The organism is Kluyvera sp. (assembly GCF_047971185.1).
Taxonomy (GTDB): domain Bacteria; phylum Pseudomonadota; class Gammaproteobacteria; order Enterobacterales; family Enterobacteriaceae; genus Kluyvera.
The window spans coordinates 26,292-38,414 of sequence record NZ_JBKDZH010000029.1; the positions used below are offsets into that span (position 1 = coordinate 26,292).

Here is a 12,123-nt window from a genome sequence, read left to right on the forward strand (position 1 = left end):
GTAAATAAGTAAAAATTCAGTATTTTCTTCTGTCGCCGCTCGGGACGAAGTCTTAGAGTGAGTGACAGAAGCTCTCCTGGCGGGAGTATGAGGCTATTTAAGGAATAACAATGAAAAAGATCGCGATCACGTGTGCATTACTTTCCAGCTTTGTTGTCAGCAGCGTATGGGCTGATGCCGCCGGTGACCTGAAAAGCCGCCTGGACAAAGTCAGCAGCTTCCACGCCAGCTTCACCCAGAAGGTGACTGACGGTAGCGGCAACGCGGTGCAGGAAGGTCAGGGCGATCTGTGGGTGAAACGCCCGAACCTGTTTAACTGGCATATGACACAGCCGGATGAAAGCGTCCTGGTTTCCGACGGCAAAACCCTGTGGTTCTACAACCCGTTCGTGGAACAGGCAACCGCCACCTGGCTGAAAGACGCCACCGGCAATACGCCGTTTATGCTGATTGCCCGTAACCAGGCCAGCGACTGGCAGCAGTACAACATTCAGCAGAACGGCGATGATTTCGTGCTGACGCCGCGCGGCAGCAACGGTAACCTGAAGAAATTCACCATTAACGTCGGACGTGATGGCACCATCCATCAGTTCAGCGCCATCGAACAGGACGATCAGCGCAGCAGCTATCAGCTGAAATCGCAGCAGAACGGTTCGGTGGACGTATCCAAATTCACCTTTACACCGCCGCAGGGCGTGACGGTGGACGATCAGCGTAAGTAAGAGGCATGCGTGGGCAACCTGTCGCTCGATTTTTCAGATAACACCTTTCAACCACTGGCCGCGCGTATGCGGCCAGAAAACTTAGCGCAGTATATCGGCCAACAGCACCTGCTGGCGGCCGGTAAGCCGCTGCCCCGCGCCATCGAGGCCGGGCACCTGCATTCGATGATCCTCTGGGGGCCGCCGGGTACCGGCAAGACCACGCTGGCGGAAGTGATTGCTCGCTATGCTAACGCCGACGTTGAGCGCATTTCAGCCGTTACCTCCGGGGTGAAAGAGATTCGCGAAGCCATCGAGCGTGCGCGGCAGAATCGCAACGCCGGGCGACGCACCATTCTGTTCGTTGATGAAGTCCATCGCTTCAATAAAAGCCAGCAGGACGCTTTCCTGCCGCATATTGAAGACGGCACCATCACCTTTATCGGCGCGACGACCGAAAACCCCTCCTTCGAGCTGAATTCGGCGCTGCTTTCCCGTGCGCGTGTTTACCTGCTGAAATCGCTCACTACCGACGATATCGAGCAAGTACTCACTCAGGCGATGGAAGACAGCGCGCGCGGCTACGGCGGCCAGGATATTATCCTGCCGGATGAAACGCGCCGTGCGATCGCCGAACTGGTCAATGGGGATGCGCGCCGGGCGCTGAACACGCTGGAAATGATGGCCGATATGGCCGAGCTTGACGATGCGGGTAAGCGCGTACTTCAGCCACAGCTGCTGACCGAAATTGCCGGCGAGCGCAGCGCCCGTTTCGATAATAAAGGCGACCGTTTCTACGACCTGATTTCCGCCCTGCACAAATCGGTGCGCGGCAGCGCGCCGGATGCGGCATTGTACTGGTATGCGCGCATTATCAGCGCCGGCGGCGATCCGCTGTATGTCGCTCGCCGCTGCCTGGCGATAGCCTCAGAAGATGTAGGCAACGCCGACCCGCGGGCGATGCAGGTGGCGATCTCCGCCTGGGACTGCTTTACCCGCGTCGGCCCGGCCGAAGGGGAGCGGGCGATTGCGCAGGCGATTGTTTACCTGGCCTGCGCGCCGAAAAGCAACGCCGTGTACACCGCGTTTAAAGCGGCGATGGCCGATGCGCGCGAACGTCCGGATTACGACGTACCGGTGCATCTGCGCAACGCGCCGACTAAGCTGATGAAAGAGATGGGCTACGGGCAGGAGTATCGCTACGCCCACGATGAGCCGAACGCCTACGCCGCCGGTGAAGAGTATTTCCCCAGCGAAATGGCACAAACGCGCTACTATCACCCGACGAATCGGGGTCTTGAAGGCAAGATTGGCGAAAAGCTCGCCTGGCTCGCTGAACAGGATCAAAATAGCCGCACAAAACGCTACCGCTAGCCCAGTCGTTGCGGTAATGTTGTCAACGTACCTCTGCGACCACGGGCTGTGGTCGCATACTCCACTTTCAATTCGATAAGCATAGGATAAGCATGCTCGATCCCAATCTGCTGCGTACAGAGCCAGACGCAGTCGCAGAAAAACTGGCACGCCGGGGCTTTAAGCTGGATGTAGATAAACTTCGCGCTCTCGAAGAGCGTCGTAAAGTACTGCAGGTAGAAACTGAAAATCTGCAGGCAGAGCGCAACTCGCGATCGAAATCCATCGGCCAGGCGAAAGCACGCGGGGAAGATATTGAGCCTTTACGCCTGGAAGTGAACAAGCTTGGCGAACAACTTGATGCCGCAAAATCTGAACTGGACGTTCTGCTGGCAGAGATTCGCGATATCGCGCTGACCATCCCGAACATTCCGCACGACGACGCGCCGATTGGCCGCGACGAAAGCGACAACGTGGAAGTTTCCCGCTGGGGCACGCCGCGTGAATTCGACTTCGAAATTCGCGACCACGTCACGCTGGGCGAAATGCACAGCGGCCTGGATTTTGCCGCCGCCGTGAAGCTGACCGGTTCACGTTTCGTCGTGATGAAAGGCCAGATTGCCCGCATGCACCGCGCGCTGGCGCAGTTCATGCTGGATCTGCACACCGAACAGCACGGCTATAGCGAAAACTATGTGCCGTACCTGGTTAACCAGGACACCCTGTACGGTACCGGGCAGCTGCCGAAATTTGCCGGCGATCTGTTCCATACTCGTCCGCTGGAAGAAGAAGCAGACAGCAGCAACTATGCGCTGATCCCAACCGCAGAAGTGCCGCTGACCAACCTGGTTCGCGATGAAATCATCGACGAAGACGATCTGCCGATCAAAATGACCGCGCACACGCCGTGCTTCCGCTCTGAAGCGGGCTCTTACGGCCGTGATACTCGTGGTCTGATCCGTATGCACCAGTTCGACAAAGTTGAGATGGTGCAGATCGTGCGTCCTGAAGATTCCATGGCGGCGCTGGAAGAGATGACCGGTCACGCGGAAAAAGTCCTGCAGCTGCTGGGCCTGCCGTACCGTAAAATCATTCTGTGCACCGGTGACATGGGCTTCGGCGCGTGCAAAACCTACGACCTCGAAGTCTGGGTTCCGGCGCAGAATACCTACCGCGAAATTTCTTCTTGCTCGAACGTCTGGGATTTCCAGGCGCGTCGTATGCAGGCTCGCTGCCGCAGCAAGTCTGACAAGAAAACGCGTCTGGTCCATACCCTCAACGGCTCTGGCCTGGCGGTCGGGCGTACGCTGGTTGCGGTGCTGGAAAACTACCAGCAGGCAGACGGCCGTATCGAAGTCCCTGAGGTACTGCGTCCTTACATGAACGGACTGGAATATATTGGCTAAGCGCCAATAGTTCGAAAAAAAGCGCCGCAAGGCGCTTTTTTTATATCCCTCTTGATACTGAACAATACCTCTCCTGGCCGAACGCTTAATACTCACTTCGAAGTAACAACAGCATATAACACTATAATAATAGCATTTCGTTATATATATAACTATATAGCGAGCTTTGTTTTCCAATGTAAGCAACGAAGTGAGTGTCCATGAAAACTGAAACCCCCGATGCTTTACTGGCAGCCGAGGTCAGCCGCCGTGGTTTAATGAAAACCACGGCCATAGGTGGCCTGGCGATGGCCAGCAGTGCGTTTACGCTTCCCTTCAGCCGTCTGGTGAACGCGGCGGATACGCTGGCCCCGGCAACCGCCGCCGAGCGCGTCACCTGGAGTGCGTGTACGGTTAACTGTGGCAGTCGCTGCCCGCTGCGCATGCACGTTGTCGATGGCGAGATTAAATACGTAGAAACCGACAATACCGGTGACGATAACTACGACGGTTTGCACCAGGTGCGTGCCTGTCTGCGCGGCCGCTCAATGCGCCGTCGCGTCTATAACCCGGACCGTCTCAAATACCCGATGAAGCGCGTCGGTAAACGTGGTGAAGGTAAATTCGAGCGTATTAGCTGGGAAGAAGCCTTTGATACCATTGCCGATAATATGAAGCGCCTGATCAAAGATTACGGCAACGAATCAATCTATCTCAACTACGGCACCGGTACCCTCGGCGGTACGTTGACCCGTTCCTGGCCGCCGGGAAAAACGCTGATTGCGCGTTTGATGAACTGCTGCGGTGGTTACCTGAACCATTACGGTGACTACTCCTCCGCGCAGATTGCCGCGGGCCTGAATTACACCTACGGCGGCTGGGCCGATGGCAACAGTCCGTCCGATATTGAAAACAGCAAGCTGGTCGTATTGTTCGGCAACAACCCTGGCGAAACGCGTATGAGCGGCGGCGGGGTGACTTACTATCTGGAGCAGGCGCGGCAGAAATCGAACGCGCGGATGATCATTGTCGATCCGCGCTATACCGATACCGGCGCGGGCCGTGAAGATGAGTGGATCCCGATTCGTCCGGGTACCGATGCGGCGCTGGTTTCCGCGCTGGCGTGGGTGATGATTACCGAAAATCTGGTCGATCAGCCGTTCCTCGACAAGTACTGCGTCGGCTACGACGAGAAAACGCTGCCGGCCAGCGCACCGGCCAATGGCCACTATAAAGCCTACATTCTGGGTCAGGGGAGCGATGGCACGGCGAAAACGCCGGAGTGGGCATCCACCATCACCGGTATCCCTGCCGATCGTATCGTCAAACTGGCGCGTGAAATCGCCAGCGCCAAACCGGCCTATATCTCTCAGGGCTGGGGTCCGCAGCGCCACGCTAACGGCGAAATCGTCACTCGCGCCATCTCCATGCTGTCGATTCTGACCGGCAACGTTGGTATTCATGGCGGCAACAGCGGCGCGCGCGAAGGTTCTTATGAAGTGCCGTTTGAGCGTATGCCAACGCTGGAAAACCCGGTCGAAACCAGCATCTCCATGTTTATGTGGACCGATGCGATCGTTCGCGGTCCGGAAATGACGGCGCTGCGCGACGGCGTGCGCGGTAAGGACAAACTGGACGTGCCGATCAAAATGATCTGGAACTACGCCGGTAACTGTCTGATCAACCAGCACTCCGAAATTAACCGTACGCATGAAATCCTGCAGGATGACAAGAAGTGCGAAATGATCGTGGTGATTGACTGCCACATGACCTCATCGGCGAAATACGCCGATATCCTGCTGCCGGACTGCACCGCTTCCGAGCAGATGGACTTCGCGCTGGATGCCTCCTGCGGCAACATGTCCTACGTTATTTTCACCGATCAGGTCATCAAACCGCGCTTCGAGTGCAAGACCATTTACGACATGACCACCGAGCTGGCGAAACGCATGGGCGTAGAGCAGAAGTTCACCGAGGGCCGCACTCAGGAAGGCTGGATGCGCCATCTGCATGAACTTTCTCGCCAGGCGGTGCCGGAGCTGCCTGATTTCGATACCTTCCGTCATCAGGGCATCTTTAAACAGCGCGATCCTGAAGGGCATCACGTGGCGTACAAAGCGTTCCGTGAAGATCCGCAGGCGAATCCGCTGACCACGCCATCGGGGAAAATCGAGATCTACTCCGAGGAGCTGGCGAAAATCGCCGCCACCTGGGAGCTGCCGGAAGGCGATGTGATCGATCCGTTACCGATCTACACCCCGGGCTTTGAAAACTATAACGATCCGCTGGCGGAAAAATTCCCGCTGCAGATGACCGGCTTCCACTATAAGGCGCGCGTGCACTCTACCTACGGTAACGTCGACGTGCTGAAAGCGGCCTGCCGTCAGGAGATGTGGATCAACCCGCTGGACGCGAAGAAACGCGGCATTGCCAATGGCGATCGCGTGCGTATCTTCAACGATCGTGGGGAAGTGCATATTGAAGCCAAGGTGACGCCGCGCATGATGCCGGGCATCGTTGCGCTGGGTGAGGGGGCCTGGTATGACCCGGATACAAAACGTATCGACCAGGCGGGATGCATTAACGTGCTGACCACTCAACGCCCGTCGCCGCTGGCGAAAGGCAACCCATCGCATACGAACCTTGTCCAGGTTGAGAAGGTGTAAGGAGTAACCGATGACCACCCAATATGGCTTTTTTATTGATTCGGCACGCTGCACCGGCTGTAAAACCTGTGAACTGGCGTGTAAAGATTACAAAGACTTAACCCCGGACGTCAGCTTCCGTCGTATTTACGAATACGCGGGCGGCGACTGGCAGGAGGATAACGGCGTCTGGAACCAGAATGTCTTTGCCTATTACCTGTCCATCGCCTGTAACCACTGCGAAGACCCGGCCTGTACCAAAGTGTGTCCGAGCGGCGCGATGCACAAACGCGAAGACGGCTTTGTGGTCGTTAACGAAGATGTTTGTATCGGCTGCCGTTACTGCCACATGGCCTGCCCGTACGGCGCGCCGCAGTACAACGCCGCCAAAGGCCACATGACCAAGTGCGACGGCTGCCATGAACGCGTGGCTGACGGTAAAAAACCGATCTGCGTCGAGTCCTGCCCGCTGCGCGCGCTGGACTTTGGCCCGATTGAAGAGCTGCGCCAGAAGCACGGCACGCTGGCGGCCGTTGCGCCGCTGCCGTCGGCGCATTTCACCAAACCGAGCATTGTGATTAAACCTAACGCCAATGCACGTCCGTGCGGCGATACCACTGGCTACCTGGCCAACCCGAAGGAGGTGTGAGATGGGAAGTGGATGGCATGAATGGCCGCTGATGATCTTCACGGTCTTTGGGCAGTGCGTGGCCGGTGGTTTTATCGTACTGGCGCTGGCGCTGATGAAAGGGCAGCTGTCGCGTGAGCAGCAGCAGTGCGTGGTGTTGAGTATGTTTGCGCTGTGGGTGCTGATGGGCATTGGCTTTATCGCCTCAACGCTGCACCTTGGCTCGCCGATGCGCGCGTTTAACTCGCTGAACCGCGTGGGGGCGTCCTCGCTGAGTAACGAAATTGCCAGCGGCGCGATTTTCTTCGCCGTCGGCGGTATCGGCTGGCTGCTGGCCGTCACCAATAAGCTCTCCTGCGCACTGCGTAGCGTCTGGCTGGTGGTGACGATGGTGCTGGGCGTGGTCTTCGTCTGGATGATGGTGCGCGTGTATAACACCATCGATACCGTACCGACCTGGTACAGCATCTGGACGCCGCTGAGCTTCTTCCTGACGCTGTTTATCGGCGGCCCGCTGCTGGGCTACCTGCTGCTGTGCTGGGCGGGTGTCGAAGGCTGGGCGCTGCGCCTGCTACCGGTGGTGAGTCTGGCGGCGTTGGCGGTCAGCGTGGTGGTGTCCCTGATGCAGGGTGTTGAGCTGGCTTCTATCCACAGCTCTATCCAGCAGGCGTCGGCGCTGGTGCCGGACTACGGTTCGCTGATGGCGTGGCGTGTGGCGGCTATTACGCTGGCGCTGGTGTGCTGGGTGGTGCCGCAGCTGAAGGGCTATCAGCCCGCGCTGCCGTTACTGAGCCTGGCGTTTGTGCTGGTGCTGGTCGGTGAGATGATTGGCCGCGGCGTGTTCTACGGTCTGCATATGACCGTCGGCATGGCGGTGGCCAGCTAAGTCTATAAGTGCCGGGGCGGCCCCGCCCTGGCACTTTTTGTTCATGAATTTTTTCGACCGATCCCTTCCGCGTTATTTTCCCTGTTTCTCAATAAAAACAAATAAATAGTTTTATCTAATGAATTTGTGCCGTTGTGCTGCATAAGAAACATCAATCGTCGCGCCACAAAGCGCCTTCTGGCGTAAATCAGGTGGATTGACAATGTTTTTGGCGGTGGCATGATGCGCTCGAAATCACTCTATCCTCACGGTTTTTAGCCCATGTCGACCTATACTCGCCCAGTGCTGTTACTGCTCTGCGGCTTACTTTTATTGACTCTGGCGATCGCGGTATTAAACACGCTCGTCCCGCTGTGGCTCGCCCATGAAAATCTGCCAACCTGGCAGGTTGGGATGGTCGGGTCGTCCTATTTTACCGGTAACCTGGTTGGTACGATGCTGACCGGGCGGTTGATTAAGCGCCTGGGCTTTAACTTCAGCTATTATATTGCCTCGCTGATTTTCGCCGCGGGCTGCGTGGGGCTGGGCTTTATGGTGGGCTTCTGGAGCTGGATGTTCTGGCGCTTTATCGCCGGCGTCGGCTGCGCGATGATCTGGGTAGTGGTGGAGAGCGCGCTGATGTGCAGCGGTACCTCACGCAACCGTGGCCGTCTGCTGGCGGCCTATATGATGATGTACTACATCGGCACCGTGCTGGGGCAGCTGATCGTTAGCAAACTGCCGACCGACATGGCGACCATTCTGCCGCTGATGACCGGGGTAGTGCTGGCCGGTATTCTGCCGCTGCTGTTTACTCGTATTCTGAATCAGAAGGATGAACAGCAGGATGAGAGCGCGCGCGTCTGGCCGATGTTCAAGCTGCGTCAGGCGCGCCTTGGCGTCAACGGCTGCATTATTTCCGGTATCGTGCTGGGTTCGCTGTACGGGCTGATGCCGCTCTATCTGAACCATCGCGGCGTCAGCGATTCCGGCATTGGTTTCTGGATGGCGGTGATGGTCAGCGCCGGGATTCTGGGCCAATGGCCGATTGGCCGACTGGCGGACCGCTATGGTCGTTTGCTGGTACTGCGCGTCCAGGTGTTTGTCGTCATTATCGGCTGTATGGGGATGTTAAGCCAGGCGATGATGGCGCCCGCGCTGTTTATTCTGGGCGCTGCGGGCTTTACGCTCTATCCGGTCGCGATGGCCTGGGCCTGCGAGAAAGTGGAACACCATCAACTGGTATCGATGAATCAGGCGCTGCTGCTGAGCTATACCATCGGCAGCCTGGTCGGCCCAACGCTAACCGCGATGTTGATGCAAAACTATTCCGATAACCTTCTGTTTATTATGATTGCCGGGGTGTCGTTCGTCTATCTGATGATGCTGCTGCGCAAAGCCGGGCATCATCCTACCCCCGTGGCTCACGCCTGATTTTCCGGCGCGTTATCGGCCTGATAACGCGCCTTCCCGCCACCGCCGCTATACTGTTTCACGTTGCGCTGCTTTTATGCGCCACGGTGAGCGAGCCTATAACCTGCTGACTTCCACGCGATTAACCCGATTAAATGTGCGGGATGTTGGAGTTTTGCACTGCTACGTTATCCTTTTTGGCTGAGTGCTCGCATAATCATCCGTCGAAAAATAACGCATTTGCGAATAATAACATTCAAGGAACGGATTTTATGGCAAGCGAACAAGAGAAACAGCTGCGATGGTACAACATCGCGCTGATGTCTTTCATTACGGTGTGGGGCTTTGGCAACGTCGTCAATAACTACGCCAATCAGGGTCTGGTGGTTGTTTTCTCCTGGCTGTTTATTTTTGCCCTGTACTTCACGCCCTATGCGCTGATTGTCGGCCAGCTCGGTTCCACCTTTAAAGACGGCAAGGGCGGTGTCAGTACCTGGATTAAAAACACCATGGGGCCGGGGCTGGCGTATCTGGCGGCCTGGACCTACTGGGTGGTGCATATTCCCTATCTGGCGCAGAAGCCGCAGGCGATTCTGATTGCCCTCGGTTGGGCGATTAAAGGTAACGGCTCGCTGATCACCGAGTACGGTGTTGTCGCGCTTCAGGGCTGCACGCTGGCGCTATTTGTCTTCTTTATGTGGGTAGCCTCGCGCGGGATGAAATCGCTGAAGCTGGTGGGCTCTATCGCCGGTATCGCGATGTTCGTGATGTCGCTGCTGTACGTGGTGATGGCGGTGACCGCCCCGGCAATCACCGAAGTGACCATCGCTACCACCAATATCACCTGGCGTACGTTTATTCCGCATTTTGACTTCACCTACATCACCACCATTTCCATGCTGGTGTTTGCCGTCGGCGGCGCGGAGAAAATCTCGCCGTACGTCAATAATACCCGCAATCCGGGTAAAGAGTTCCCGCGCGGGATGATCTTCCTCGCCGTGATGGTGGCGGTGTGTGCGATTCTCGGTTCGCTGGCGATGGGGATGATGTTTGACTCTAACAATATTCCCGACGACCTGATGGCCAACGGCCAGTATTACGCCTTCCAGCGCCTGGGTGAGTACTACCACATGGGCAACAGCCTGATGGTCATTTACGCCATTGCCAATACGCTGGGGCAGGTGGCCGCGCTGGTTTTCTCTATCGATGCGCCGCTGAAGGTACTGCTGAGCGATGCCGACAGCCGCTATATTCCGCAGAAGCTGTGCCGCACCAACGCGTCGGGCACGCCGGTGAATGGTTATCTGCTGACGCTGGTGCTGGTGGCGCTGCTGATTATGCTGCCGACGCTGGGGATTGGCGATATGAACAACCTCTACAAATGGCTGCTTAACCTGAACTCGGTGGTGATGCCGCTGCGCTATCTGTGGGTGTTCGTGGCGTTTATTGCGGTCATCCGGCTGGGGAAAAAATACCACTCTGAGTACGTCTTCATCCGCAATCGCTCGCTGGCGATGACCGTGGGCGTATGGTGCTTCCTGTTTACCGCCTTTGCCTGCCTGACCGGCATCTTCCCGAAAATGGCGGCCTTCACGCCGGAATGGGCCTTCCAGCTGTCGCTGAACGTGGCAACACCGTTTGTGCTGGTGGGGCTGGGGCTGATTTTCCCGCTGCTGGCGCGTAAGAATCAGTCTTAAAAAAAGAAAACCCGGCGTTAAGCCGGGTTTTGCATGATGCGATGAAAGGGCATAGTGCTTAGTACATCACCTTATGCCCGTACTGCTCCAGAATGCCTTTCACGCGCTCCATGGTCTCTTTCTTCGGTGGCTTCACGCCGTCGAGCTTATACTCTTCGCCCATGGCTACCCATTTGTGCTTGCCCAGCTCGTGATACGGCAGCAGTTCGATTTTCTCGACGTTGCCCATATCGCGGGTAAATTCGCCCAGGCGGTGCGCGGAGTCGTCATCGTCTGACCAGCCCGGTACCACCACGTAGCGGATCCAGACTTTGATGTCTTTCTTCGACAGATACTGTGCGAACTCCAGCGTACGGTGGTTAGAAACGCCAACCAGGTTCTGGTGAATGTCGTCGTTCATCTGCTTGAGGTCGAGCATCACCAGATCGGTCACTTCCAGTAACTCGTCGATGACCGGATCGTAGCGGCGGACAAAACCGTTGGTATCGAGGCAGGTGTGAATGCCTTCCTGCTTACAGGCGCGGAACCAGTCGCGCACAAACTCGGCTTGCAGGATGGCTTCGCCGCCGGACGCGGTGACGCCGCCGCCGGACGCATTCATAAAGTGGCGATAGGTGACCACTTCTTTCATCAGTTCTTCAACGGTGATCTCTTTACCGCCGTGCGTATCCCACGTATCGCGGTTATGGCAGTACAGGCAGCGCATCAGGCAGCCCTGGAAGAAGGTAATAAAGCGGATGCCCGGGCCATCAACGGTGCCACAGGATTCAAAGGAGTGAATGCGACCAGTTACAGACATTGCAGTGTTATCTCCAGTTCTTCCCTGCGTCCGGCAGGGTGACGATCATTATTTCAGGCCGTCTTGAGTTTATTTTGCTTGTTAACCTGATTATAGAAGTTAGCAGGCAAAATAGGCTCGGGAGAGCGAGGGGCAGTTATAAGAAAGGCCCCACTGACGTGGAGCCTTTATTGTACGCTTTTTAAATCGCGATTTCAGTCAAATCCATTACATGGACTGAGTGAAGGTACGGGTAATAACGTCCTGCTGCTGTTCTTTAGTCAGGGAGTTAAAACGTACTGCGTAGCCAGATACGCGGATGGTCAGCTGCGGATATTTGTCCGGGTTTTCCATCGCGTCGAGCAGCATTTCGCGGTTCATAACGTTAACGTTCAGGTGCTGACCGCCTTCGATAGACGCTTCGTGGTGGAAGTAACCATCCATCAGGCCTGCCAGGTTAGTTTTACGAACGTCGTCGTCTTTACCCAGTGCGTTCGGAACGATAGAGAAGGTGTAAGAGATACCATCTTTAGCGTAAGCAAACGGCAGTTTAGCAACGGAAGTCAGAGAGGCAACAGCACCTTTCTGGTCACGACCGTGCATCGGGTTAGCACCTGGTCCGAACGGCGCGCCAGCACGACGACCGTCTGGGGTGTTA

Annotated in this window: 10 protein-coding genes; 8 read left to right on the forward strand and 2 right to left on the reverse strand. The window is 56.6% G+C overall.

Going from position 1 to position 12,123, the window contains the following annotated elements:
- Positions 1-110: 110 nt before the first annotated feature.
- The 8 genes from lolA to ACK5JN_RS07135 all read left to right on the forward strand — a co-directional run bounded on the left by lolA (position 111) and on the right by ACK5JN_RS07135 (position 10,687).
- A complete protein-coding gene (lolA, locus tag ACK5JN_RS07100; RefSeq protein WP_416869508.1) occupies positions 111-722 on the forward strand; it encodes an outer membrane lipoprotein chaperone LolA in 612 nt (203 codons plus the stop codon).
- 9 nt (positions 723-731) lie between these two features.
- Positions 732-2,075 (forward strand): replication-associated recombination protein RarA, encoded by a 1,344-nt coding sequence (gene rarA, locus ACK5JN_RS07105; protein ID WP_064548750.1) that lies wholly within the window; start codon positions 732-734, stop codon positions 2,073-2,075.
- Positions 2,076-2,167: 92 nt separating this feature from the next.
- A complete protein-coding gene (gene serS / locus ACK5JN_RS07110; RefSeq protein ID WP_416869509.1) occupies positions 2,168-3,460 on the forward strand; it encodes a serine--tRNA ligase in 1,293 nt (430 codons plus the stop codon).
- 200 nt (positions 3,461-3,660) lie between these two features.
- Positions 3,661-6,105: a dimethylsulfoxide reductase subunit A gene (gene dmsA / locus ACK5JN_RS07115; RefSeq protein ID WP_416869510.1), complete on the forward strand. Its 2,445-nt coding sequence runs from the start codon at positions 3,661-3,663 to the stop codon at positions 6,103-6,105.
- Positions 6,106-6,115: 10 nt separating this feature from the next.
- Positions 6,116-6,733 carry a DMSO/selenate family reductase complex B subunit gene (locus ACK5JN_RS07120; protein WP_416869511.1) on the forward strand — a complete coding sequence of 206 codons (618 nt, stop codon included), beginning with the start codon at positions 6,116-6,118 and terminating at the stop codon, positions 6,731-6,733.
- A gap of 1 nt (position 6,734) precedes the next feature.
- On the forward strand, positions 6,735-7,598 hold the full coding sequence (locus tag ACK5JN_RS07125) for a dimethyl sulfoxide reductase anchor subunit family protein (protein WP_416869512.1): 864 nt from the start codon (positions 6,735-6,737) through the stop codon (positions 7,596-7,598).
- Positions 7,599-7,859: 261 nt separating this feature from the next.
- Positions 7,860-9,011: an MFS transporter gene (locus tag ACK5JN_RS07130; protein WP_416869513.1), complete on the forward strand. Its 1,152-nt coding sequence runs from the start codon at positions 7,860-7,862 to the stop codon at positions 9,009-9,011.
- Between the two features lie 251 nt (positions 9,012-9,262).
- The gene (locus ACK5JN_RS07135) at positions 9,263-10,687 is read left to right on the forward strand and encodes an APC family permease (protein WP_416869514.1); all 1,425 of its coding nucleotides are present in this window, start codon (positions 9,263-9,265) and stop codon (positions 10,685-10,687) included.
- 58 nt (positions 10,688-10,745) lie between these two features.
- Here ACK5JN_RS07135 and pflA read toward each other — a convergent pair whose 3' ends face one another.
- Together pflA and ACK5JN_RS07145 are read right to left on the reverse strand one after the other, a co-directional pair.
- On the reverse strand, positions 10,746-11,486 hold the full coding sequence (pflA, locus tag ACK5JN_RS07140; protein ID WP_416869515.1) for a pyruvate formate lyase 1-activating protein: 741 nt from the start codon (positions 11,484-11,486) through the stop codon (positions 10,746-10,748).
- A 207-nt stretch (positions 11,487-11,693) separates the two neighbouring features.
- A partial coding sequence (locus ACK5JN_RS07145; RefSeq protein ID WP_416869516.1) for a glycine radical domain-containing protein occupies positions 11,694-12,123 on the reverse strand: 430 nt, incomplete at its 5' end.

Bases quoted from the DNA above. Each gene is read 5' to 3' on its own strand.
- ACK5JN_RS07125 (WP_416869512.1), top strand. From the start codon at position 6,735: ATGGGAAGTGGATGGCATGAATGGCCGCTGATGATCTTCACGGTCTTT.
- ACK5JN_RS07120 (WP_416869511.1), top strand. From the start codon at position 6,116: ATGACCACCCAATATGGCTTTTTTATTGATTCGGCACGCTGCACCGGC.
- pflA (WP_416869515.1), bottom strand. From the start codon at position 11,486: ATGTCTGTAACTGGTCGCATTCACTCCTTTGAATCCTGTGGCACCGTT.
- ACK5JN_RS07130 (WP_416869513.1), top strand. From the start codon at position 7,860: ATGTCGACCTATACTCGCCCAGTGCTGTTACTGCTCTGCGGCTTACTT.
- serS (WP_416869509.1), top strand. From the start codon at position 2,168: ATGCTCGATCCCAATCTGCTGCGTACAGAGCCAGACGCAGTCGCAGAA.
- dmsA (WP_416869510.1), top strand. From the start codon at position 3,661: ATGAAAACTGAAACCCCCGATGCTTTACTGGCAGCCGAGGTCAGCCGC.
- ACK5JN_RS07135 (WP_416869514.1), top strand. From the start codon at position 9,263: ATGGCAAGCGAACAAGAGAAACAGCTGCGATGGTACAACATCGCGCTG.
- lolA (WP_416869508.1), top strand. From the start codon at position 111: ATGAAAAAGATCGCGATCACGTGTGCATTACTTTCCAGCTTTGTTGTC.